Genomic DNA, 25440 nt, shown 5'->3' with positions numbered 1-25440 from the left:
GTTATTCGCACCCTGAACAACTTTATCACCCGGACTCATCGGCAGTCCCGGAAAAGGCACTGGCATGGGCCTCGGCAGTAAAAGGTTGTTGTTTTCCAGAGCGTTCTTACCTGCCCGTGCGCCCGCCACAGCATCCGCCGTGCTTTCTCCCACCACGCCGCCAGCCAGACCCGCCGCAAGCGTCCCCAGCGCGCTGATCGTCTGCCGCTGCTCTTCGCTCAGGTCGTCACGCTTGACGCCCGAATACAGCTGCTGCGCGATGTACTCGCCCATCACCGCGCCCGATGCGCCCGCCAGTGCTGAATTGCCCGCCGCATACGAGGTTACCGCACCCAGCACCGCGTGCGCCATCAGGTTCGCTTCGGTATTAACCTTACCGTTCGCGTCCGTCGTCAGCTCATGTATCTTTTCCGCCACATACGGCGCGGCCGCGCCGCTTATCGCCTGCGCCACGTTGCCGCCCGACAGGCCCTGCACCGCCGCCGTCACCGCGCTGATGGCCCGCTGCACCTTACCGCCCGTGCCCAACCCGCTGTCAACGAACGCCTGATTGTAAAAGTTGCTGTAAACCTGCTTACTGACGTCACTTTCGCTGTACTGCTTCGTCGGATCCTTTGCTTTCAGCTCCGCCAGCGCCCTGTCGCGGTCGGCCTGCGTGGCGCCGGACATCTTCTCGTTTGCGGTTTTCGTCGCGATTATCTGACCCTGCGTCCTGGCTATATCCCCTGCCTGTGTCCCTATCTCACCTATCAGACCAATCCCAACTCTATGGGTGAAGTTTTATCCTTTCTTCGATCTAAAAACCTTTAAGTTTAAATAGCCTGGCAATAACAAAAACCACACCAGCGAAAATGCCAATCACACAACCAATTTTAACAGTTTTAAGTACATTGGTTTTCGTCAAATCGAAAGTTCCTGTTAGCACCCAAACTAAAATGTCTATAGACAAAACTATACATAGGAAACTAACAACAATCCCTAACATACAGGCTAGAAATAGAATCAGAAGATTTAATAGCTTCTCATTTAAGGGTTTCATTTCAATTTATCCTCAATGATTGGCTCAAGTTTTTTTCCACCATACTCGGAAGAGAAAGATCCTCCTATGTCGCCAAAACTACCAGGAATGTTACTTGGCATTACTTCTTTTGAGATACCAAAATCACCTTTAATCTCTGTATACTTTTGCAAAACAGAATTAAACTGCGGATCCCAGCCATTTTTCCACCAGTTTGCTCCTGCACTAGTACCCCAAGAAATTCCTTTTCCTATACTGTAACCAATGCCTGCACCGATACCATTTGTTATTGCTCCAGTTAGTGGGTTTTTATCATCTATCCAGTTACCAAGCGCACCACCTGCGGCATTCCAGCCGACCGTACCAACCAGCCCATTGCCCATGGTGATAACGTTTACCCAGCCAGCAATTGCAGAATTCGCCGGGTCTATCGTGCCATCCGCCATATAACTGATACCTGCATTCGCACCGGCTCCGAGTCCCCACATAGCCTGAGCACCACCCGGTAATAGCGCTACACTCCCTGTTGCAAGTGCAAGCCCGACAGCATCACGCTCATTTATTGCCTTCTGGCATGCGTCTCCTCCGGGGTTATCAGAGCAACTAGCCATATCCACCCCATGCTGACGTATCCATGCAGCCTGACCCTCTTCCGTTCCGCCAAACAAGTTGTGATTAACTGCGTTCTGGCTCGCCTGCGCACCCGACACAGCATCAGCTGTACTGTCACCCACTACGCCGCCCGCAAGGCCCGCCGCCAGCGTCCCCAGCGCACCTATCGTCTGCTTCTCGGTTTCCGACAGGTCACCAACTGCTTTACCCGGATACAGCTGGTTCATAACCAGCTTCGCCATTACCTCACCGCTGACCGCACCCGCTGCGCCCGCCAGCGCTGAGTTACCGGATGCGTAAGACGCTACCGCACCAACAACCGCATGCGCCATCGCCTGAGCCTCCGGATTGCCTTCCGTCAGCTTATGTATCTGCTCCGCCAAATACGGACTGGCCGCGCCGCTCAGCGCTTGGCCGATATTCCCCCCTGACAGCCCCTGCACCGCCGCCGTTACCGCGCTGATGCCTTGCTGAAGTGCCGAACCCGTGCCGAACGGCTTCATCGCCGTGTCGTAAGCCTTCTTCGCTATCTCATCTGGCGTCGGGTTCAGATTCCCTTTTCCGGCCAGCTCTTCCCTCGCCGCCGCCAGCGCCGAAGGGTCCTGCTGCACCTTCATGCCCGCTATCTCACCCTGCGTCCGCGCGATATCCCCCACCTGACTGCCTATCTCCGCTATCAGCTGCGCCGCCTTCAGCCGGTTCTGCTCTTTCTCCTTGTCGAAGATGACGTCCAGAGCCGGATTGGCGTTCGCCACGTCGCGGCTTAAATCTGCAACGTCCTGCGCCTGCTTTTCCTTATCGCGGATAACGATAGTGCCTTCGCTCACCGCCGACTTCGTCACCGAAGAGGCGCTGTCGCCGCCGTTCAGCCCCGCCAGCATCCCGTTCGCCATGTTCCCGGCGAACTGACCGCCCACGCTGCCGCCGGTGCTTATCCCCGCGCTCTGATGCTCCACCTTATAGTCCGCGTGGTTCTCTGTGTCCCCGAACCCCAGCGTGCCGGTGTCGAGCCGGTTCTTACCGGCGGTGGCGGTGGAGCTGATGACCGTGCCGTTCAGCTGCGTGTGCTCACCAACCGTCACGTCAAAGCCGCCCTTGCCCGCAAAAATCCCGGTCTGCTCCGCCACGCTCTGCCAGGTGCTGTGCATCTTATCCCGGCTCACGTTCACGTTCGCCGACCCGGTCATCGAGCCGAAGGTGAAGCTGCCGCCCGCGCCGGCGCTCTGCTGTTTACTGTCGTAGCGGTCGCTGTCCTGCTCCGAGGTCAGCGTCAGGTTGCGGCCCGCGTCCACCTTCACGCTGCTGCCGCTCGCCTGCGCGCCCTGCAGCGTGGTGTCGCGCCCGCTGGTCAGGCTGAGCTGACTGCCCGCATCCAGCGTGGTTTCGTTGTGCGTCAGCCCGTTGCCCTTTTCGCTGCCCTTCGCGCCGTTGACGCTGGCCGATACGCTGATGCCGTAGCCGCCTGAACCCACGCCGATGCCGACCCCGGCGCTGCGGCCCCTGCTGCTGTTGTTGCTGTCGGTGCTCTGGGTGTTCTGCGCCGACAGCTTAAGCGTAGTGCCCATCAACCGGAAAAAGGTGGCACAGTGGCTGACGAATTTTCCCGGCGCGATGCACAGCACCAGCGATACGCCGAAGTTTAAGCGTGATAACGGGCATTTTGCGTGGGGGCTGGTAAAGCAATCCCGGCGATGAGGCCGGGATATGATATTTAAAAACCATTTAATACAACTTCACCATAATCAAAAGATTTTAATAGCTGATTATGAACTCTAAATTTACATAAATTATAATTACTTATCATAAGGTTACACCCTTCATCAACTACATCAGGCTCACCTGTATAAAACAAGGACAACCCATCGCTGAACTTAATTTCCAATCCTCGATCAGTTAGATTAACGGTCTTAACCAAGTACTGATTATCGAATGGACTTCCATAAGGTCCATCAGGCAAGAACAAGTAAAATGAATTTCTTTTTGATACCCATTCCTTAACTTCTTCTAAAGGCTTCATTTTTTATGATCCATTCATTATTTGGGTTTGGTAAAAATATTTGTGTCCCACCAACCAGTAATGTTGACTGAGTTCCTTCTGTACCAGTTTGTGCTGCCGCAGGACCTTCATAATATTTGGTTCCTTTAGGTATTTTTATAATAGCCTGACTCTGAAAAGTATTTCCCCACTCAGGCAACACAGCACTATCCATTTGTGACTGTAGTGGACCTTTAGATGGTTCAGGTGTCCAGAAGCGACCATCAGCTTTTGCTTTTCCTCCGTAATCCCTATAAAGATATATATCAGTTTCTGCAACTTCCTCTGTATATGTTCCACTCCTAAACGTTGAAGCCGGTGCTCGTGAATCGCTGGGATTTCCTAATGGCCCTGATTCATGTGGGCCATAAGAATTAATAATCTGCGAGGATTGACCGGTTTCAGCAGAAACGAGTTTATTCGCTAAAGAGCCTAATTTATCTGCTGCTGCATTACCTAATATAGGGGTTACTGAAGCAGCAACGATCTTCATTCCATTATACGTTGATACGTACTGCTCTGCCGTCGCCTTATCGACCCCAAGCTGAACCATGGCATAGTTCACCATCGCATCTTTCACCTGCTGCTGATTTTGCGCATCAACGCTGGTGATATTCAGCAGATTTAAGATTTTACCGTAAGCGTCTGCATACTGCTGGCTGATTTTCGAGTTGTAGGAGCCGGTTTCGTACTCGCCTTTTACTGCAATGACTTCCAGCCTTGCACTCGCACAGGCAGCGCTTCCTGCATTGCCGTTACCACACGCGTTCACGACTTTCACATCGCGGCTGATATCCAGCTCGTTCAGCTCATTTATCTTCTGCTGCGCCTGTTCGCGCTCTGTCGGATCTTTGCTGTTCTGAAGTTTCTGCTTCGCCAGCTCCAGCTCGGTCTTCTCCGATACATGCAGATGATTATTCTCAGCCTCATTCTCTGGAATTTATTTTATTGAAGACTTACCAAAAACGTAATAACACTATTTAAATCAGTAGTCCACTCTGAAACCATCACACCATCGTCATTGTGAGTTTCACGCTCACCAATAAAGTCATTTATGGTTTCAGGACTGAAATTTTGGCATTCATCCAAAAAAATAATTTTATTCTGAATATAGGCCATATCGCCATGGTAATACACCACCCAAACAAATATAAAATTAGTGAAATCAGGCTCATACATTGTCACTGCCAAGGCGGAGTGTTTTTTGTTATTAATACCTTGAGTAAGAGAAGAGATCCAGCTCATTTTATAATCCTTAAGTGACCAATAAGATATTGGGATATGCAACCGCTCAGTAAAGTCACCTATAATTATTGAAGAAGGAATAACTAACTCTCCATTCGCTTTAATTGGTTTACCTTCGGGAAAAATACCGAACATTTTCAATCCTTAATCCTGTTTAAACTGCTATCATAAGTTCCCAATCGGTTACCTTTACGGTCAAACATTTTCCAACCGTTAGTGACATTATGGCTATCGATATCAGGTGTGATGTAAACTTTACCATTATAAAATGCTGGTTGACCATGTGAATTAAATGGCACTTTAGGTGCTGGGATTTTTGTACCGAATCCCAAATCACTTGCAGCCTTCTGCGCTTCTTTCCCTTTTAATGCAAGATAAGCTAAATCATCCTTACTCGGCCCATCTGGAATTGGTGTAACCGTGGTATTGCTGTCCGTATCCGTTGCACCACTAGTATTCCCGGTATGGCTACTGCCGTTCTGATCACGTTGATTTGGTGAGGTTAGCGTTGTGGCTTTGTTCTGCCCCAGGATGGGGTTAGTCAGTGTATTGTCAACTAAAGGCCGGTCAAGCACCGGTAATGGAAGCAGAGTGCCTTTCTGAATCTCGACCATTTCCTTATATACTGCCTGTTGTGCCGGGGTCAGTCGCTCTATTTCGTCGGCTTTCCCAGTTATTGCCGCTGCCAGTATCACAGTACGATCGGTCTCGGAGAGATTGTCCATAACCGTTATTGTCACACGGATACCCAGCAGTGCGCCTAATCCTTTCTCCACTACCATATTACGGCACGAGGTGACCTCCGCGCATGCTGTGGCTCCAAGACGCACCATGGCTGCCAGGTTGTTATTCTCAACCGCATTTTTACCCGCCTGCGCGCCCGCAACAGCATCCGCCGTGCTGTCACCCACAACGTCGCTCGCCAGACCCGCCGCTAACGTCCCCAGCGCGCTTATCGTCTGACGCTGCTCCTCAGACAGGTCACTACGCTTAACGCCCGGATACAGCTGCTGCGCGATGTACTCACCCATCACCGCGCCCGATGCGCCGGCCAGCGCCGAGTTGCCCGCCGCATATGAGGTTACCGCACCCAGTACCGCGTGCGCCATCAGGTTCGCCTCGGTATTCACCTTACCGTTCGCGTCCGTGGTCAGCTTGTGTATCTGCTCCGCCAGGTACGGTGCCGCCGCCCCGCTTACCGCCTGCGCAACGTTCCCGCCCGACAGCCCCTGCACCGCCGCCGTTACCGCGCTGATGGCCTGCTGCACCTTACCGCCCGTTCCGAACCCGGTCTCCGCAAACGCCTGCTTATAAAGGTTGATGTAAACCTGGTTATTAACGTCACTTTTGCTGTACTGCTTCGTCGGATCTTTCGCTTTCAGCTCCGCCAGCGCCCTGTCGCGGTCGGCCTGCGTGGCGCCGGACATCTTATCGTTTGCGGCCTTCGTCGCGATGATCTGGCCCTGCGTCCGCGCAATATCCCCCGCCTGCGCGCCGATTTCGCCAATGAGCTGCGCCGCCTTCAGCCGGTTCTGCTCCTTCTCCTTGTCAAAGATGACGTCCAGCCCCGGGTTCGCGTTCGCCACGTCCCGGCTGAGGTCCGTCACATCCTGCTTCTGCTTCGAGGTATCGCGGATAACGATAGTGCCTTCGCTCACCGCCGACTTCGTGGTGCTGTCCGCGCTGCCGCTGCCGTTCAGCCCCGCCAGCATCCCGTTCGCCATGTTCCCGGCGAACTGTCCGGCGAGGCCGCCGCCGGTGCTGATACCCGCGCTCTGATGCTCCACCTCATATTCCGCGTGATTGTGGATGTCGCCGAAGCCCAGCGTGCCGGTGTCGAGCGTATTCAAGCTGGCATCTGCTGTACTCGCAATGACCGCGCCGTTCAGCTGCGTGTGCTCACCAACCGTCACGTTAAAGCCGCCCTTGCCCGCAAAAATCCCGGTCTGCTCGGCCACGCTTTGCCAGGTGCTGTGCATCTTATCCCGGCTCACGTTCACGTTCCCCGACCCGGTCATCAAGCCGAACGTGAAGCTGCCGCCCGCGCTGGCGCTCTGCTGCTTCGAGTCATAGCGGTCGCTGTCCTGCTCCGACGTCAGCGTCAGGTTGCGGCCCGCGTCCACCTTCACGCTGCTGCCGTTTGCCTGCGCGCCCGTGAGCGTGGTGTCGCGCCCGCCGGTCAGGCTGAGCCGGTTGCCCGCGTCCAGCGTGGTTTCGTTGTGCGTCAGCCCGTTGCCCTTTTCGCTGCCCTTCGCCGCATTGACGCTCGCCGACACGCTGATGCCGTAGCCGCCTGAACCCACGCCGATGCCGACCCCGGCGCTGCGGCCCCTGCTGCTGTTGTTGCTGTCGGTGCTCTGGGTGTTCTGCGCCGACCGCAGCAGGATGTCCCGTGACGCATCCAGGCTCAGGTCGCCGCCCGCCTTCAGCTGGCTGCCGGTGATGCTGATGTCGCCGCTCTGCGCCGTGCCGTTTTTGCCGGTCGCCGTAACGTTAAGGTTCCGGCCCGCCGTCAGCGTGCTGCCCTGCGACTGACTGCTCTCAGTACGCGTTTCGCTTTTCGACGACTGGCTGCCAAACGAGGCGCTGACGCCGACGGTGCTGGTCGCGCCCGTCTCATAGTCTTTATCGCCAGGACTCCGGCCTGCGGCGGCATTGCGCGCATCCGCCGCGGCCGTGTTCAGCCCGTCCATCTGAACCGCCTGCGCCGCCTGCACCCCGTTCAGCGCCGCTTGGGTGTTCTGCAGCGTGTTGACCCGACTGTCGCCCGACTTCCTGGCCTGCTGCGCGGTGCTCACCGCCGTGTTGAGCGCACTGCCCGCCGTGCCTGACAGGGCGATGCTCAGACCGCTCTGCTTCGTCTCGGTTTTCTCGGTGCGCGTCCGCTGGTCATAGCCCGGGTCGATGCTGACGCTGTCGCCCGTCAGGTTCATATCCTGACCCGCCACCAGGTCCGCGCCACCGACGTGCAGCCGGTTGCCCGCCGTAACGCTCACATTACCCTGGCTGCTGCCGACGGTGCTGACGCTCTGGCTCTGCGTGGTGCCCTTCTCATCGATTTCATGGCGGGTTGACTGCTTCCCGACCGTAAAGCCGATGCCGCCGCTGCTCATCAGCCCGCTCTTTTTCTTCTCCTCCAGCTGATAGTGGCTGTCGGTCTCGGTCGCCGCGCCGATCTCCACGTCCCGCCCGGCCCGCAGATTTACGTCCCGGTCGGCCGCCACCGCCGAGCCGGTCACCGTCAGGTCACGTCCGGCGATGACCGTGACGCTTTCGCCGCTCAGCAGGCTGCCGTTCTCACGCGTGGTAACGTCCTGCGTTACGCTGTGGCCGCTGCTTTTTTTCAGCAGACCTTTATTCTCTGAGCGCTCCTCGCTGTAGAACGACTCCCGTTCGGTGCCTGTATTCAGCACGACGTCCTGCTTCGCCTGCAGCCCGACCGCGCCCTGTTCGCTGTGCAGCGTGCTGCCGGTCACCGTGACGTCGCCCTCGCGCCCGATTACCGTTACGCCCTGCTGTCCGCTGAAGGTACTGCCGGTGCTGCTCTCGCGTGAGCTTTCCTCTTCGCGGTGGCTGCGGGTCTTGCCCTCGCGCTTGTTCTCGCTGTCCTGATCAAGCACGCTGGCGCGTGCATCCCTGATGGTAACGTTCTTCGCGCTGACGCCAGTTTGGCCCTGTGAACTGTCAACCTGCGCGCCTTCGGCCAGCAGATTATTGCCCGCTAGCAGCGTCACGCCCTGATCGCCGCTCAGGGTGCTGAGCAGCAGACGATCCTCCTGACGGCTGTTGCTGACCGATGAAGTCCGGCTGTTGGCCTCAAGATGGGTGGTGTTGGTGGTGGTTTCAGCGCCGATGCGAATGTCTCCCCCGGCCTCAACCCGCGCAGAGCCGGAGGCGCTTGCCTGGCTGCCGGTCAGCGTCAGGTCACGTCCGGCCAAAAGCCGGAGGTTGCCACCGGCTTTAAGCTCACTGCCCTGCGCCTGCTGCCACTCGCCGCTGACCTGCGCCATGCGCTTGCCCGCCTCTTCCATGCCGTCGCTGGTACGGTTGCCCATCGCACCGGCGATCACGTCCAGGCTGCCGCTGTGGCTGCTTTTCGCCGCACCAATATCAAGGTTGTTGCGTGCGCTCAGGCTAAGGTTATCGGTGGCATTAAGCTTCGCGCCCTGCAGCCGGATATCGGTGCCGCTGAGGCTGATATCGTCAGCGCTCATGGTTGCCTGGCGCAGGGCGTTCTGCAGATCGGTGCTGATCGTCAGCGTCTCCGCCCGCACGTCTATACTGCCCGCTTTGATGTCGCCGCCCAGGTGCAGGAACTGATTGCTGTCGAACGACAGTGCCTTGTCCGCAAACAGATTTCCGGCATTGGTCACGCTGTCGGCTGAGAGCTGCAGATTACCGCCGCCAATCACCGCGCCCGCGCCGGTCAGGCGCAGCGTAGTCTGCGCCAGATAGACTTTCGGCACCCAGACGGTCTGCGGGCCCGCTGCCGTATCAACGGTTTCGCCGACCAGCCAGACGATATCCTGCTGCAGCGCCGCAATCTGTTGCGGCGTCAGCGCCACACCCGGCATCAGATGGAAATCCTGCGCCACTTTTGAGCCATTGTTCATCAGCGCCTGATACTGCTCCATTGCATCCCAGCCGTTAACGGAAGGCCTGCCGGTCAGTTTCAGAACCTGTTCGCGCACCAGGCGCTGCTCATAAAAACCGTCGCCCAGGCGCTTATGCACCTGTGAAGGGTCATAGCCAACCCGTTCGAGCAGATAGTCACTGCTGATAAATTTATTACGACTGGTAAAGCGCTCGTCAGTCACGACCAGGAACGGACTGCCTGCCGCAGTATGCTGACTGAACAGGCCATTATTGGGGATCATCGTGGCGACTTTCTCCAGCTGTTGCAGCGCCGTCAGCGCCAGCTCAGCCGGTAACAGCGGGCGAACGTCGTCACCCGCCGCAAGCTCTGTGTCGCCGTCATGGTGAGCAACGCTGTCCACAGCAAAGGCCAGCGGGTTGCGTACATACTCCGCGCGCTCGGCGTCCACCGCCTGCAGCGCTGCCTCAAGCTGGCTTATCTGCGCCTGATTAACGGTGGTGTTATTGATGCTCGCTCCGCTGATACTGACGTTACCATTGCCAGTTATGATGCCGTCAATGGTGGCCAGGGCGGCGGTTTCGTCGAGACTGAAGGACGGATACCAGTGGCGCGTACTTCTGTCGTAATGATCAACGATAACCTCCTGACGTCTTTCGTTGACCGAATAGCCTCGGTTATCAACGCTGCCCCCGCCGTCCACGGTCAGATTGCCATTAGTCGTGATCACGCTCGCATCGTTAATTAACGCGCCAGTGATGCGCACCACCATGTCACCGCCCGCCAGAATACGCGCACCAATACCTTCACTGACAAGCCTGTCACGTGTGACTGTGCCGGTAGCACTGCGTTCACGTAATGCACTGTAGTCACTGATAAAAGGAGCACTGTCGATATCGATATGCTGCTCGGGGTTCCATTGTTCCAGACGACCACGATCATGCTCACGCCACACGGTATTCTGATAGGGTGTCGGCACATTTTTCTGCTTAAATCCGCGCGTTTCATAGAACGTCATGGCATAGCTGCCATCGGAATTAGGTTGAAGCGCCAGATAATTGACCCACAGATCGGTCAGCACGCCCTGATTATTCATGACACGTACCTGGGCACGTTTGCCCGCCGCGTCAATCGCCAGCAGCGTGCCGTAAGGATTACTCTGTGCCGCAGTCTCATCCTGAAAAGTCAGTTGCTGAGTGGTCGGAGCCATACTGCTCTTATCGGGCATTATCGTCGTACCAAACGAGCGCCAGTAGTAGTTATAACGATGCCAGCTGTAGTCGCTGCTCTCCGCCTCTCGCTCAATCACCAGCCCTTCACGCAGGTTGTCGAGCTGCCTCGCCTCCAGCGTCATATCACCGTCTGCTTCAATAAAGCTCGCCCGGTTCTCGATCAGGTCATCGCTGTGCAGGGACAGACGATCGCCGCTGTAAAGCAATGCGCCATCTTTGTTGCTCAGCCGCTCGCGGACCTGCAGCGTCAGGCTTTGGGTGGCCGCGATGACCGCAGGCTGTCCGTGGTTGTCGATAAACCGACCCAGCACGCTGATCTCATCGCCCATCACGGTCGCGCTGTTATCCAGCGAGTCGACATTCAGCGTCAGGTTGTCGGCTTCAAGCCGCCCGCTGTTCAGCAGTGCACCGGTCATGAGCTGAACGGTTTTACCCACCAGTATCGCCGGGTTGTTAATAGCCGTAGCATTCAGCACCAGATTCCCCGGCAGCAGCCAGTCGGCCAGATTAGTAAACGCCCCGCCAAGAGAGAACGTCACCGTGCCGTTGCTGCTGATGGTTTCACCCGTCTGGCGGATGTAATCCTGTTGCGCAGTCAGCGTCAGAGCCTGCAGGCCCAGCAGCGTGCCGCCCTGATTGTCGAAGGACTGTGCATGCACGGTCAATGCATCTGCACTCTCCAGCCGTCCGCTCTGATTGAGCAGCACCAGCGGTGAATCAGTCGGTGAGAGATCGGCGTTGAGGGTGAGATCGCCATTCGCCAACATCCGTCCCTGCCGGTTATCCAGCTGTGCAACACCCCGAAGCAGGAGCATTCCGGCGCTCTGCAGCCGTCCGCTGCTGTTATCGATGTCACGGGCAGCTATGTCGGTAAAAGTCGTGCCGAGTAACAGGCCGCCGTCGCGGTTACTCAGACGATCAGTTTGCAGAGAGAGTCCCGCCTGGCTGCTGAGCACCCCCTGTGTGCTGTTATCGAGCGCCGTGGCCTTCAGCATGAGATTCTGGGTCGCAACCAGCTGTCCGCCCTGGTTATTCAGCTGCGCGGCCACCAGCGTCAGCGCCGCGCCGCTGTGGACTTTGCCCTGCTGGTTGTTAAGCAGATTGATGGTGTAGAGACCCGCCCCCTGGCTGATCAGCGTGCCGCTGGCATTCTCCAGTTGCCCTGTTGTCAGATTAATCGCCTCACGGCTGCTGAACACGCCCTGACGGTTATCGATCGTCGAGGCATTAACCTGCTGTCCACCGTTGCTGCGCACCGCACCGCCGCTGTTATCTAACGAACCTGGCAGGTTTAGCGTGAGCTGTTGCTGGCTGTCGATGTTGCCGCCTGCGTTGTTCAGCGTCTTCGCATCCAGCTGGAGCGCGTCGCCGCTCTGCACTTTACCGGCCCGGTTATCCAGATCCCCGGCCAGGTTCAGCCTTAACTGCCGCTGGCTGTAGAGCAGACCGCCCTGGGTGTTGTCGAGATGGGCAGCGGTGATGGTCAGCCCCTCACCAGCCAGCCACTGGCCGCCCGCATTGTTAATGTTACCGGTGCGGCTGCCTCTGGTCTGACCCTGAACGGTCAGCAGCTGCTGAGCAGAGGCTTTACCGGCCAGGTTATTGATATCCTGTGCAACCCGCAACACCAGCCCGGCGGCTGACTGCAACACGCCGCTGGCGTTACTGAGCCAGGTTGCCGAGAGCTCAGCCTGCTGCTGACTTTGCACGCTGCCCGCCGTGTTATCGAAACCGGCAGTCGTGGCAGCCCAGCGCCCCTGACTACCCATCCAGCCCTGGGCGTTGCCAATTTCCTGCGACTGGAGCGTCTGGCTTAGCCGACTGAAGATGCGGCCATTACTGTTATCCAGACGGCCCGTGAACTGCATATCCAGCGTGTCCAGCGCATTGATCGCCCCCTGGGTATTAAACAGATTTGCAGCGCTGGCCTGCGTTCTGGCGTTGCCGGTCAGGGTGCCGCCCTGATTGTCCCAGTCGCCTGCCAGACTGAGCGTCAGCGACTGCTGGCTAAGAATCTGTCCTGACTGACGATTGTTTAGCGCGCCACCCTGCAGGAGCAGATCGCCGCCGCTTTGCAGCGACCCGCCATCGTTGTCAAACAGCGTCGCGGAGGTGCCATTGATCGCGAGGGCGTTTTGCGCCGTGAGTTTGCCACCCTGGTTAAGGATATCGCCACGGCTGGTCAGAGCCAGATCACCACCAGATTGTAACCGGCCGCTGGCGTTATTAAGTTGATCTGCCGTCGCCGTGACCCGCTCCCCACCCTGCGCCGTCCCACCGCTGTTCTGCCAGAATCCGCCGCTGTTGAGCGAAAGATGATGACCCGCTTCGATCCAGCCGCCGCTATTGTTCAGGTCCTGTGTCGTCGTCAGGCTCAGATCCTGCAGCGCAATCACTTTGCCCTCTGTGTTATCCAGCCCGCTTGCCGTCAGGCTCAGGTCGTCGCGTTGGCTGATAATCTCGCCCTGCGCATTGTTCAGATGCTGCGCGGTCAACGACAGCCGACCGCCGTTCAGGGTGCCCACGTGATTATCCAGATCGCCGCCCGCGCTAAGCGTCAGCGCATTACCGGCCAGCAGATTACCCTGCCTGTTATTAACCGCGTCGCGGGCAGTGATAGCCAGTGCGGACTGGGTTTTGACGGTGCCGCCCTGGTTATTCAGACTGCCTGCCTCAAGCGTCAGATCGCCGTTGCTACCCAGTTCACCCGTGGTGTTGTCGAGCAGTCCATCAACCCGCCAGTGCTGCGCCGCGTTATCGAGTGCAACCATCCGGCCACGCTGGTTGTTCAGCGAGACGGCCTGCAAACTGAGCTGCTGGCTCTCAATCGTGCCGTCACTGTTATCCAGCCCGCCAGACAACGTAAAGCGGCTTTCGCCACTGCCGGTCTGCGACCAGCCAGCCTGCTGGCTGAACAGGCTGCGTCCATCAATCTGCCAGCGTCCGACGCTAATTTGTGCCTGCTGCGCGTCAATATCACCTGAGGTGTTAATCACCAGCTCCGTGCCATCAATCATCGCCTGACGTACGGCAACACCGCCTTCCTGAGCTGTAAGGGTTGCACGGCTGGCGGCGACCTGAGCGCCACTGAGATCCAACCGGCGTCCGCTTGCACTGACCTCTTTTTTACTCAGCAGGCTGCCGCTGGCGCGAATGGCATCCTGGCTCTCCAGCTGCAGACTGGCTTCCTGCACAATCTGGCTGCTGGCGTCGCTGCCCGCCAGCAGGTGCCCCCTGCTTTGAATGCTGCCGGCTGCCGTCAGCCGTACATCCGCTGCCGCCGCCAGGGTGCCGGACTGGGTAATCCCACCTTTACGGCTCTGAACCGTCAGCTGACCGCCACTGTGGAGTTTGCCCTGATAGTCAATGCTGTCTCTGGCCGCCAGGCTGATGTCGCCTCCAGCCAGGGTGACGCCATCCTGTACCGCCGATTGCCAGACGAGCTTGCCTTCGCTGCTCACCACCAGCGATTTACCCGCCTGCACCTGGGCGTTCTGATTACGCACGCCAACGCCCGCTTCGGTGCCGATCATACGGATCTGGCCGCTGTACATGCCGCCCATCTCACCCATGTCGATCGCCAGTTCAGGTCTGGCGCTGCCATCATCAGCCAGCGATGTGACCCTCTGCGTGTCAGCACTTACGCGGTTACGACCGGCCACCACCGCCAGCTCTTTTTTAGCCCAGACGCCCGCGTTAATTTCTACCGCACGGGCCAGCACGTCGACGTACTCCGTATCATGACGGACATCGCCGTTGAGACCGCCGCCTTCAATGCGCACTACGCCGCGTTCGACCTGATAACCCGCCAGGCTGCCGTCAGCGTTAAGCTGTGGTTTGCCGGTGGTGAGCGTCATGCGCCCGGCGTTGATGGTGCCGCAGCCGTTGCAGACAATTCCGGCCGGGTTGGCCACGATCACCTGCGCCCGTCCGCCTGCCACTTCCATATAACCACGCAGCTGGCTGGGGTTGTTGCTGTTTACCTCATTAAGGATTACCCGCGCCGCTGGGGCGTTCGGCTTGAGGTTAGGGTTGCCCTGAATCATTCCGGCCAGCTGCGTGGAGGTCATTACCGCGGAGTTGTTCAGGATGGCGCCGTTCTGCGCCACGTCGAACTGCTGATACTGGTTATGCGAGATGCCCGCCTGATTGGGCGCGGTAATATTGACCTGCGGCAGCCCATTCTGGGTAGCGATGACCTCCGGCCGCTGACCTGGCGTCGCGTTATGATCGGCCACGATGCCGTTAGCCATTGCCGGCCCGGCAAACAGGGCCACTGCCAGCAGCCACGTTGCGCGACGTAAAGTGACCCAGAGACGCGGCGCGCTGTTGCCACGGCTCTGGCCCGGTTCAGCGCTGCAACTGCGAGCCAGTTCCGACACCACACGGCGTTCTCCATGGGTGCGGCTGAAGATAATGCGATAGCAATGTTTATTCATGGTTCACATCCGTGTGAAAGTCAGTGGTTCAGAAAGCTGGATTTCCCGCTTTGATGGTCAGATGTCCAGGTTAATGCTGAAACCCGCCGTCGCGCCTGAAGTATGAAAACCAGCGGGTTTATAGAGCGGTACACCCGCAAACAGGTCGTAGCTGAACCGGCCCAGGAGTGAGCCACGCACGCCTAGTGCACTGCCTGCCAGCTGATGCCCGACCAGATAGCGCGTGCCCGGCCCGGCTACCCGACCATAATCGGCGGCCAGATAGAGCTCATGTCCGCGCGAGAAAAGATTCCAGCCAATTTCGTTGCGCCAAAGCAGGCCTTTTTCCCCCGACAGCATCTGCTCACCGTCGAAGCCGCGCACCGTATAACGCCCGGCAATCGCCATGCGCTCCTGCGGCGTCAGGGCATTCGGACTCCATTGTCCCCGCAGGCTGCTGTAAATCCGCCAGGGCTGCTCGCCCACTGCCAAAGGATGGATGATGCCGAGATCGCCCAGCAGTATGCCGGTACGCGCGCTGCCCTGATGACGCGACTCTTCCGGTGCAGGTAATGCATTGAACGCACCGGTACCGCGCCGCCAGGCGATATTTGCGTCCAGCGTACTGCTGCCGAAATAACTGTGCTGATTCAGGCCCAGCTCCCAGCCCGCGGTGCGCCGCTTTTGCTGCTCAATATCGATATCGTTGACGGCGTTGGTCGAGTGTTTGCGGTAGCCTCGCAGATTAAGCGTGGTTTTGATCGACTGGTCGCGGTAGAGCAAGCGGGAGACCGTCAGCTGAACGTTGTCGCTCTTGCCGCTGTAGCGCAGCACCTCGTTGGCATTAGGGATGTTCTGGTGATAGGTATAGTCGTTGTAGTTGGCGGAAACAGCCCAGTAACCGATGGGGAAAAAGTAATTCAGGGTATGGGAACGGTTGCCGAACGGACCCTGCTCAAACAGATTTTTGCCGATGCTGGCGTAAAACAGATCGTTCTGGGCAAAAGGCGCGTCCACGGCCAGCGTGGCTGAACCGAGGTAGCGTCCGGTGCTTTTAGATCCGCTGTCATCCAGCCCCATACTGAGCCGCACCGGCCGACCTGCGTGCCAGCTGACCAGCAGATCGCTGGTGGCCTCCTGCTGGCCCGGTACGATGCTGATGTCGGCGCTGGCGCTCGGCACCCGCTTGATGTTCTCCAGCCCCTGCTCAATATCCCGCAGGTTGAGAATGTCGCCTGATGAGGCGGGAATGGCATTCCACAGCCGGCCGCGCCAGGAGACCGGCTCACGGAAAGCGATTCGATCGATGCGCCCCGGCTGCAGGGTCAGGGTCAAGACGCCGGTGGTCAGGTCCTGTTCCTGCGCCATCACGCGGGTGGTGACATACCCTCTGGCGAGAATAACGTTCTGCACCTTGTTTATCGCCAGTACGATGCCCTGACCGCCCAGACAGCGGCCCATCGCATCGGCAGCAGCGTCAAGCGCCCATTGAAACTGGCTGGCGGACTCGCCGGTCAGAACGAGCCGGTTGATGGTAAAGCAGGGGCGCTCGCTAGCTGGATAATCAGGCAGGAGCCTGTCGGGGCGCGGCAGCCACTCACTTGCCTGCGGCGCATTCTGCTGCTGCAGCTCGCGTTCGCGTGCCTGCTGGCGTAGTTGCTCGCGGGTATCGATCACTTGACCCACCTCGCGTAGATCGCTGCCCGCCGTGGCCGCCAGCAGCGGGCAGGTGCTGATGAGTAAAAGCCCGACGATCATAGATCGCCGGCATATCGCCGACCTCTGCCTGTGTAAAAACAGCATCCCTGTCATGAAAAATCCATTTCACCAAATGTAACTACATGTAAATTTATGGCGAATTATCCAGCGGGAAGAGAAAAAAACAAGCGAGCAGCCCGTTTTTCAGGCGGTTTCTTAAATCAGATGGCGTGGCAGCGATCGGGAATATCTCCCTGAGACTGTTACCAGAGAGCGCGGATGAAGAGGGTCAACGGCATACCTAAAAATGGACTGCCGCTCACTCATCTGGCAGAGCCTGAGCAGGCGGTAAAGAGGGTGAAGGATCTATAACGGTCAGCGCCCGCCTCTGTCGCTGAAATACAAAACGCCTGATGCGGTGCATCAGGCGTTTTGAAGGCTGATAAAGGTCAACCTGTATCAGGGGGAGTCAGACAAGGATCAGGCTTTCGCCAGCTCCTCTTCCGGGCGTTTCAGGATAGCGTAGCCCAGTCCCGCCACCGCCGTGCCGACAAGAATCGATACCAGATAGCCCAGCACCGGCGTAATCGCGCCAGGAATCAGCAGCACGAACAGGCCGCCGTGCGGCGCCATCAGCTTCGCGCCGATATACATCGAGATAGCGCCGGTCAGTGCGCCGCCGACGATACAGCACGGCAGGACGCGCATCGGATCGCGTGCCGCAAACGGAATCGCGCCCTCGGAGATAAAGCAGAGCCCCAGCACCAGCGCCGCTTTACCGCCCTCCTGCTGCCCCTTATTAAACTTACGGCGCGCCACCAGCGTCGCAACGCCCATCGCCAGCGGTGGCACCATGCCCGCCGCCATAATCGCCGCCATCGGCGCGTAGGTCTGCGAACTCAGCAGGCCGACGCCGAAGGCATAGGCCACTTTATTCACCGGCCCGCCCATATCGGTACACATCATGCCGCCCAGGATCGCGCCCAGCAGCACCGCGTTCGCCGTGCCCATGTTCGCCAGCCAGGCGGTCAGGCCGGTCATGATCGCCGCAACCGGTTTGCCCACCACGTAGATCATCAGCAGGCCGGTAATCAGGCTGGCCACCAGCGGAATGATCAGAATAGGCTTCAGCGCTTCCATGCTCTGCGGCAGCCTGAGCTTGCCGCTGATCAGCTTCGCCGCATAGCCAGCGATGAAACCGGCAATAATGCCGCCGAGGAAGCCAGCGTTAATGCTGGTGGCGATCATGCCGCCAATCAGGCCCGGCGTCAGACCTGGGCGATCGGCGATAGAGAAGGCGATAAAGCCCGCCAGCACCGGCACCATCAGCGCAAAGGCGCTGCCGCCGCCGATCTGCATCAGCGCCGCCGCCAGCGTGCCCGGCTCTTTAAAGGCGGTAATGCCGAAGGCGAAAGAGAGCGCAATGCTCAGGCCGCCCGCTACCACCATCGGCAGCATATAGGAGACGCCTGTCAGCAGATGGCGGTAAGCGCCCGCTTTCTCTTTTTTCTCTTCCTGTGGCTCGCCGCTCTGCGCGCCAGCCGCTTTGTAAGGTCTGGCCTCGGCCACCGCCTTATCCAGCTCCTGCGCGGTCTTCTTCAGCGCCAGGCCGGTTGAGGTGCGGTACATCGGCTTACCGGCGAACTTCGCCAGGTCGACTTCGATATCCGCCGCCACGATCACCAGGTCGGCTGCCGCCACCTCTTCCGGCGTAATCGCATTGCCTGCGCCAACAGAGCCGCGGGTTTCCACTTTCACCCACCAGCCGCGTTTAGTCGCTTCTGCCTGGATCGCTTCGGCAGCCATAAAGGTATGCGCCACGCCGGTCGGACAGGCGGTAACCGCAACAATGCGTTTCTGCGCGCCAGCCTGCGCGGGAGCAGCAGCAGGCGCCGCGACGGCCGCAGCTGGCTGCCAGGGTTTGGCTTCTGCCTTCGCCTGGGCAAGGAACTGCTCTGGCGCGCGCACCGCCTGCTGCGCATCGCCCAGCCAGACGGATTTGCCGTTTAGCGCAGCGTCATTCGGCAGCTCGCGTCCGAGGACGATCGCCAGTTCCGCTTCCGCCGGGTTATCCGTGAAGGTGAACCCCGCCTGCGCGGCGGCGGCGGTCAGACGCTGTTGCGCCATCCAGGCCGAAGCCTGGCCAATAGAAGGATCTTTTATCAGCAGCGTTTTCATTATCGCTCTCCTGCTGTCAGTTAACGGGTTGTAAGTCGACGCGCGCCATCATCGCGGCCAACTGGGTACGATCGGTCACGCCGACGTTGCTCTGGCTGACGGCCATGGCCGCCACCGCCGTCGCAAGACGCAGCGTATGTTCGCTGGATTCGCGCATCAGCAGGCCGTAAATCAGGCCGCCGACCATTGAGTCGCCCGCGCCCACGGTGCTGACCACTTCGCACACCGGCGGTTTGGCGATCCATTCGCCTGAGGCGTTGACCCAGAGCGCGCCTTCCGCGCCCAGCGAAATCACCACATGGGCGATGCCCTGCTCGCGCAGCTCATGCGCCGCGCCAATCACATCCTGCAGCGTCGGCAGCTTGCGTCCGGCCCAGATTTCCAGCTCGCGGCGGTTAGGCTTCACCAGCCAGGGCGCGGCTTTCAGGCCCGCTACCAGCGCTTCGCGGCTGCTGTCGAAAATAATGCACGGGCAGTGGGTGCGCAGATCGCTCATCCAGCGGGTAAAGGCTTCCGGCTGCACGCCAGACGGCAGGCTGCCGCTGACGCACACCATATCGAACTGGCCAAGCCAGGTCAGTGAATCGCTGGTAAAGCGCTCCCAGTCCTGCGGGCTGACGTCAAAGCCGGAGAAGTTAAGATCGGTCACGTCGTTGTTCTGCTCGGTGAGCTTGACGTTGATGCGCGTGCGGCCCGGCACCACCTGAAAACGGTTGGCGATGCCCAGCTCGCTGAAGAGCTGCTGAAAGCCGTCCTGATTCTCTTTGCCGAGGAAGCCGCCTACCGTGACGTCGATGCCGAGATCTTTCAGCACCTTCGCCACGTTAATGCCTTTGCCGGCCGCGTGCAGGCCGGTGGTTTTCACCAGGTTGACCTCGCCTCGCTCAATCTCCGGGACAAAGCCCACCAGATCGTAAGCGGGATTCAGCGTAATGGTTGCGACGCGTCTGCTCATGCTGCCCCCTCGCCCAGGCCGGAGTTGATCGCCTCTTCAATGGCGTTCAGCGCCTGCTGCGCATCTTCGCCGCTGGCGGTAAAGCGCAGGCGATGGCCTTTCTTCACGCCCAGCGCCACCACTTTCATCAGGCTGCGGCCGTTAGCCGGTTTGCCGCTGCCGTCGAGGTTGGTGACGGTAATCTCGCTGTTGAACTGTTTGATGACGCTGACCAGCGCTGTGCCGGGACGCGCGTGCAGCCCGTGCTCGTTGCGAATGGTGAACTCTGCGCTCAGCACTTCAGCCTGCTCGTCGACTTCGCTGGTCAGCAGGGCGTAGACGCCCGCCGCGTCCGCTTTTAGCAGGCGATCCGCCTTGCCGTTCTGCAGCAGCGTGCTGAGATAGCCCAGCACCTCCAGCGGTCGCTCATCGACGGCGGATACCGTAACCAGCAGCGCCACGCTCTCGCCCTGATGTTCGCCCGGTGCGGCGGCGCGGCTGACCGCGACCGCGCTGCGCAAGTTGCCGCGGCTGCTGTCGCTGAGCCAGATGCCCTGCCCCAGACTCAGCGGCGTCGCGGCCATGACGTCGGCAACAAAGCTGGCGTCTACCGCGCCTGCGGCCTGCAGGCGACCGGCATTCAACGCCTGCAGCGTAATCAGGTCGCTGGCGGCGACGTCTAAGGTAATCAGCGAGGTGTCAAAGCTGAATTCGGCCGCCTGTTTTTCGCCCATCAGCAGCGCGCGCAGATCGTCCGCCGAAGCGGTTTTGAGCTGTTCGGCGACGCTGTCATCGCTCAGCACGTGCGTCAGCTGACGCAGCAGCGCCAGGTGTTCGTCAGATTTCGCCGCGATGCCGATCGCCACATAGGCGGTCTGATCTTCGCCCCAGGCGACGCCCTGCGGAAACTGAAACACCTGCACGCCGGTTTTCTGCACCAGGTCGCGCGTATCGGTGGTGCCGTGCGGAATGGCGATGCCGTTGCCCAGAAAAGTGGAGGTCTGCTGCTCGCGCGCCAGCATGCCGTTGACATAGCCTTCCGCTACGTTGCCCGCAGCGGTCAGCGCCGCCGCGACCTGACGGATCGCCTCTTCTTTATTTTGTGCGCTGGCTCCGGTGTGGATGGCCTGCAATTCGAGCTGGAACATATTTCTCCTCGCTTACTGAAATTGAATCGTTTCAGCCTGACGGCCGTTTAAAGCGCGGCGGCGTCACGTAAAGCGCGTCTCTGCCGCGCTGAAACGTTTCAAGGAGTCTGGTACAGCCCATCATGCCATGCAAGAAAATGCGTAAAATGCGTAGCAGATTTTTGACGTTACGCACACTTCATAATGCAGCAAGTAAGAATAACCTCAGGAGGCTGAACGCGCGCTGTAACGCTCTGCGCGCTTCGGCGCACGCGTCAGCAACGTCAGCCCGGTCAGGGCGCGGTGTCCGCTTCCAGCTGCAGCAGATAGACCATGGCGTCATGGCGCGTGGTGCCGCACATATCGCGCGACGGCTGCAAACCGGCGCAAACGGCGGGCCGCAGCGGCGAACCGAACAGTTTGCAGCGCAGATCGGCGTCAAGCTGAACGCAAGGGGTATTGGCGGGTTTGCCCTGAGGCATACCGGGAATGGGTGAAGAGATGGAAGGCGCGGTGCAGCAGGCGCCGCACTGACTACGGCATTGCATGATGCGCTCCAGCGAGAGTTGAGCGGCGACAATAGCAGCCCGCGCGCGCGAAAGCCATGGCTGTGTTATCGCGCGCATTTTTTCCGACGCCATATTGCCTGTTTACCCCGGCGCGAGTAACGTGGCGCGCATCGGAATCCTTCTTTAAGCGAGAGTTGCAATGCCAAGAGCGAATGAGATCAAAAAAGGAATGGCGGTAAGCTGGAACGGCAAGCTGCTGATGGTTAAAGATATCGATATTCAGAGTCCGAGCGCGCGCGGCGCCGTGACGCTGTATAAGATGCGCTTCACCGATATCCGTACCGGGCTGAAGGTGGAAGAGCGCTTTAAAGGCGACGATATTCTCGACGTCATTCAGCTCAGCCGCCGCAGCGTCACCTTCTCTTATATTGACGGCGACGAATACGTTTTTATGGATGACGAGGACTACACGCCCTACTCGTTCAAAAAAGATCAGATTGAAGAAGAGCTGCTGTTTATCCCTGAAGGCGGCATGCCGGGCATTCAGGTGCTGACGATGGACGGCCAGGTGCTGGCGCTCGAACTGCCCCAGACCGTGGATATGGAAATTGTCGATACCGCGCCGGGCATCAAAGGCGCTTCCGCCAGCGCGCGCACCAAACCGGCCGGCATGAGCACCGGTCTGAGCATTCAGGTGCCGGAATACCTGAGCAACGGCGACCGCATCCGCATTCATATCGCCGAGCGCCGCTATATGGGCCGCGCTGACTAACCGACGCTGATTGTGTTATAAAGTAACATTATGGCCGCTTTCGCGGCCATTCTCGTTTAAGGAGGCAGGCACATGACGCGCGTTAATCTTATTACCGGCTTTCTCGGCAGCGGCAAAACCACCCTGCTGCGCCATCTGCTGGCCCATAAGCCAGCGCAGGAAAACTGGGCGATTCTGGTGAATGAGTTTGGTGAAATCGGCATCGACGGCGCGCTGCTGCGCGACAGCGGCGCGGCGCTAAAAGAGATCCCCGGCGGCTGCATGTGCTGCGTCAACGGCCTGCCGATGCAGGTGGGGCTGAATATGCTGCTGAAGCAGAACCGCCCGGATCGCCTGCTGATCGAACCCACCGGTCTCGGCCACCCGCGCCAGCTGCTGGAGATGCTGAGCGCGCCGGTTTATCAGCCGCTTCTGCAGCTGAACGCCACGCTGACGCTGCTCGACGCCCGCCAGCTCGCTGATGCGCGGGTGACGGCCAATGAAAATTTTCGCGATCAGCTGGCAGCGGCGGACGCGATTATCGGCAATAAAAGCGATCGCTGGGACGACAACGATCGCCAGCGGCTGCAGCAGTGGCGGGAGGCGATGCTTAACGGCCGCGCTTTTATCGAAACGCGCTTCGGCGCTGTCGACGCGGCGCTGCTCGATCTGCCGCGCACAAACCGTCAAACGCTGCCGCAGCCTGCGCATCATCATGCCCCTCTTCAACGCGATAGCGGCCTCGCCGCGCTGCGTCTCGATGGCGGGACGCGCTGGCGCCGGGCGCTAAATGAAGGCCAGGGCTACGTTGCCTGCGGCTGGATCTTTGACGGCGCGACGCAATTCGACGGTGCCGCACTGCTGGCATGGGCGCGCCTCGCCCCGGTCGAGCGCCTTAAAGGGGTGCTGCGCACGCCGGACGGCACGCTGCGCCTCAATGGTCAGGGTGGCGATGTGCAGGTCGACATCCTCAATGCCGACGCGCCCGACAGCCGTATTGAACTGATCCACTCGCAGCCTGTGGACTGGAATCTTTTGCAGTCTCAGCTGTTGAGGCTTCGTTTAAACTAGCCAGGTTAGTTTCTGCCGTTAATTTTTATTTGAGTGAATACGATGCGCGCAACTCGTTTTGTCACAATCATGCTGCTCAACGCGCTTGGCGTTGTTCTTTTTCTCTCCTGGTATCTGCCGCCCGATCACGGTTTCTGGGCGGGCGTCGATAAGGGGATCTTCTTCAGCTTCAATAACCAGATGGTCGATCATCCTGGTTTTGCCCTGCTGGTGGCGATCACCAACTTCCGCGGCTTCGATCTGGTGTCGCTGCTGGCGATGGGCGCGCTCTATCTTTTCTACTGGCGTCGCGAAACGCCGCCGGGCCGCCGCCGCATGCTGGCAATTGGCGTCACCATGCTGCTCAGCGCGGTTATTCTCAACCAGCTCGGCCACCAGCTGCCGGTGCAGCATAAAAGTCCGACGCTGTTTTTTGACAATGCCCATCGCGTCAGCGAGCTGACCGGTATTCCGGCCAAGGATGCCTCGGCTAACAGCTTCCCGGGCGATCACGGCATGATGCTGATGATTTTCGCCTGTTTTATGTGGCGCTATTTCGGCTTCCGCGCCTTTCTTACCGGCGCGGCTATCGTGGTGATTTTCGCCCTGCCGCGCGTGATGGCGGGCGCGCACTGGTTTACCGATATTGCCGTCGGCTCGCTTTCGGTGCTGCTGGTGGGACTGAGCTGGGTGCTGTTGACGCCGCTGAGTGACGCGATTGTCAGCTTCTTTTACCGCAAACTGCCCGGCAAATATAAGCCTGAATAGCCGCAGGTAAATAACGCTCAACTCTATTGATAAGCGCGGAGTGAAGAATAGCCCTATTCTTATCTCTCCGCGCTTATTAAAATCTCGCAATGATTATTAGCAAGCTAACCATGTTGCGATATATAGAAAATAATATGATGTTTTCTGCTGATAAAGGCGCTTTCTCCCGCGCTGTCCAGCGCTAAAGCTCCTAAAAACCCGCCTACCCGATGAATTGACCCCATTTGATGTCCTTATTTTAAGGATAATTTCCTAAAATTGCCGATAAAGTAACCAGTGTGTTAAAGACTGATTTCACATCAAAAAAAGCTATTAGAAATTGCGTAAAACCACTCGCCACGGCGTCTGGAATCGGTTAACCTCCAATGCGTTGAGGGTACGGCAGCAGAAAATGCGGCTCCTTTTTATACGAAAACGTGTTCGTTAACACATTTTAGTAATTAAGGAATTGTCTTAGAGAGCAACGCTTATTAATCTCAATCCGTTTTGTCATCTGGCTGGCGACATTCTGTCGTAAGGACATCGAAGGAATATACGAACAATGGTCAAGTCTCAACCAATACTGAGATATATCTGGCGGATTGTGCCTGCAGTAGCACTGGCAACACTCCTCTCGGCATGCAGCAGTACCGGTCAACACGTAAAAAACGAGAATCATGAAGTTAACAACCAGAATGGTTTTTTACTTCAGGCGTCTCAGGATGAGTTTGAAGAGATGGTGCGGAGCGTGGATGTTAAGTCCCGCATCATGGAACAGTACGCCGACTGGAAAGGTGTACGTTACCGCCTCGGCGGCGACACCAAACGCGGTATCGACTGTTCAGCTTTCGTTCAGCGCACTTTTCGCGACCAGTTCGGTTTAGACCTGCCGCGTTCAACCTCTGAACAGCAGGATACCGGCAGAGAAATTTCACGCGGCAAACTGCGTCCTGGCGATCTGGTCCTGTTCCGCGCTGGCTCAACCGGTCGTCACGTGGGGATTTACCTCGGCAACGATAACTTTGTCCACGCCTCCACCAGCAGTGGCGTCATGATTTCCAGTCTGAACGACAGCTACTGGAAAAAACGCTACCGCGAAGGGCGTCGGGTATTAAGCCGTAATCCCAGCTGATCCCTGACCTTCGATCGTTTCTCAGCCAGAGAAAACAGAACGCTGCTTCGGCAGCGTTTTTTTTCGCCCTGCCACCGGATAAGTGCATAATAATCACGTAAAAGTGATTGTTTATCAGAATAATAACGAGACATTTCCTGCCTCCTCGTTATATTCTCAG

The 25440-nt window shown here is 58.4% G+C and carries 13 protein-coding genes and 3 pseudogenes; 5 read left to right on the top strand and 11 right to left on the bottom strand.

Going from position 1 to position 25440, the window contains the following annotated elements; all coding sequences use genetic code 11:
- Positions 1–81 precede the first annotated feature (81 nt).
- The 7 genes and pseudogenes from ACR6A7_RS00695 to ACR6A7_RS00665 form a co-directional block, all read right to left on the bottom strand.
- Positions 82–750 (bottom strand): annotated as a pseudogene (locus ACR6A7_RS00695) (VENN motif pre-toxin domain-containing protein); the annotation flags it as partial.
- A 285-nt stretch (positions 751–1035) separates the two neighbouring features.
- Complete coding sequence (locus tag ACR6A7_RS00690; RefSeq protein WP_434122821.1) at positions 1036–3252, bottom strand: hemagglutinin repeat-containing protein; 2217 nt, start codon at positions 3250–3252, stop codon at positions 1036–1038.
- Between the two features lie 89 nt (positions 3253–3341).
- The gene (locus tag ACR6A7_RS00685; protein ID WP_434122820.1) at positions 3342–3647 is read right to left on the bottom strand and encodes a hypothetical protein; all 306 of its coding nucleotides are present in this window, start codon (positions 3645–3647) and stop codon (positions 3342–3344) included.
- Positions 3625–4596 (bottom strand): annotated as a pseudogene (locus ACR6A7_RS00680) (DUF6862 domain-containing protein); the annotation flags it as partial. The gene ACR6A7_RS00685 and the pseudogene ACR6A7_RS00680, both read right to left, overlap by 23 nt.
- 14 nt (positions 4597–4610) lie before the next feature.
- A complete protein-coding gene (locus ACR6A7_RS00675; RefSeq protein ID WP_434122819.1) occupies positions 4611–5045 on the bottom strand; it encodes a hypothetical protein in 435 nt (144 codons plus the stop codon).
- A 2-nt stretch (positions 5046–5047) separates the two neighbouring features.
- Positions 5048–15175 carry a hemagglutinin repeat-containing protein gene (locus ACR6A7_RS00670; RefSeq protein ID WP_434122818.1) on the bottom strand — a complete coding sequence of 3376 codons (10128 nt, stop codon included), beginning with the start codon at positions 15173–15175 and terminating at the stop codon, positions 5048–5050.
- Between the two features lie 57 nt (positions 15176–15232).
- Positions 15233–16912 (bottom strand): ShlB/FhaC/HecB family hemolysin secretion/activation protein, encoded by a 1680-nt coding sequence (locus tag ACR6A7_RS00665; RefSeq protein ID WP_434122816.1) that lies wholly within the window; start codon positions 16910–16912, stop codon positions 15233–15235.
- Between the two features lie 198 nt (positions 16913–17110).
- Here ACR6A7_RS00665 and ACR6A7_RS00660 point away from each other — a divergent pair.
- Positions 17111–17288: pseudogene (locus ACR6A7_RS00660) on the top strand (IS3 family transposase); the annotation flags it as partial.
- A gap of 44 nt (positions 17289–17332) precedes the next feature.
- Here the strand turns inward: ACR6A7_RS00660 and fruA are convergent.
- The 4 genes from fruA to ACR6A7_RS00640 all read right to left on the bottom strand — a co-directional run bounded on the left by fruA (position 17333) and on the right by ACR6A7_RS00640 (position 21639).
- Positions 17333–19030, bottom strand: a complete 1698-nt coding sequence (gene fruA / locus ACR6A7_RS00655; protein ID WP_434122815.1) for a PTS fructose transporter subunit IIBC — start codon at positions 19028–19030, stop codon at positions 17333–17335.
- Positions 19031–19046: 16 nt separating this feature from the next.
- The gene (gene fruK / locus ACR6A7_RS00650; protein ID WP_434122813.1) at positions 19047–19985 is read right to left on the bottom strand and encodes a 1-phosphofructokinase; all 939 of its coding nucleotides are present in this window, start codon (positions 19983–19985) and stop codon (positions 19047–19049) included.
- Complete coding sequence (gene fruB, locus ACR6A7_RS00645; RefSeq protein ID WP_434122811.1) at positions 19982–21112, bottom strand: fused PTS fructose transporter subunit IIA/HPr protein; 1131 nt, start codon at positions 21110–21112, stop codon at positions 19982–19984. Before fruB ends, fruK begins: the two co-directional genes overlap by 4 nt.
- Positions 21113–21384: 272 nt before the next feature.
- Positions 21385–21639 (bottom strand): YkgJ family cysteine cluster protein, encoded by a 255-nt coding sequence (locus ACR6A7_RS00640; RefSeq protein ID WP_276742507.1) that lies wholly within the window; start codon positions 21637–21639, stop codon positions 21385–21387.
- A gap of 160 nt (positions 21640–21799) precedes the next feature.
- Here ACR6A7_RS00640 and yeiP point away from each other — a divergent pair, with 160 nt between their 5' ends.
- The 4 genes from yeiP (at position 21800) to mepS (ending at position 25280) form a co-directional block, all read left to right on the top strand.
- A complete protein-coding gene (yeiP, locus tag ACR6A7_RS00635; RefSeq protein ID WP_434122810.1) occupies positions 21800–22372 on the top strand; it encodes an elongation factor P-like protein YeiP in 573 nt (190 codons plus the stop codon).
- Positions 22373–22444: 72 nt separating this feature from the next.
- Positions 22445–23422, top strand: coding sequence for a CobW family GTP-binding protein (locus tag ACR6A7_RS00630; protein WP_434122809.1), 978 nt, complete (start codon positions 22445–22447; stop codon positions 23420–23422).
- 42 nt (positions 23423–23464) lie between these two features.
- On the top strand, positions 23465–24169 hold the full coding sequence (locus tag ACR6A7_RS00625; protein WP_434122808.1) for a phosphatase PAP2 family protein: 705 nt from the start codon (positions 23465–23467) through the stop codon (positions 24167–24169).
- Between the two features lie 541 nt (positions 24170–24710).
- Positions 24711–25280 carry a bifunctional murein DD-endopeptidase/murein LD-carboxypeptidase gene (gene mepS / locus ACR6A7_RS00620; protein WP_434122807.1) on the top strand — a complete coding sequence of 190 codons (570 nt, stop codon included), beginning with the start codon at positions 24711–24713 and terminating at the stop codon, positions 25278–25280.
- The last annotated feature ends 160 nt before the right edge of the window (positions 25281–25440 follow it).

It is taken from the genome of Pantoea phyllosphaerae (assembly GCF_051025595.1).
Taxonomy (GTDB): Bacteria; Pseudomonadota; Gammaproteobacteria; order Enterobacterales; family Enterobacteriaceae; genus Pantoea.
The sequence above is the reverse complement of the archived record's forward strand: the minus strand, read 5'-3'. Positions and strand labels throughout refer to the sequence as shown.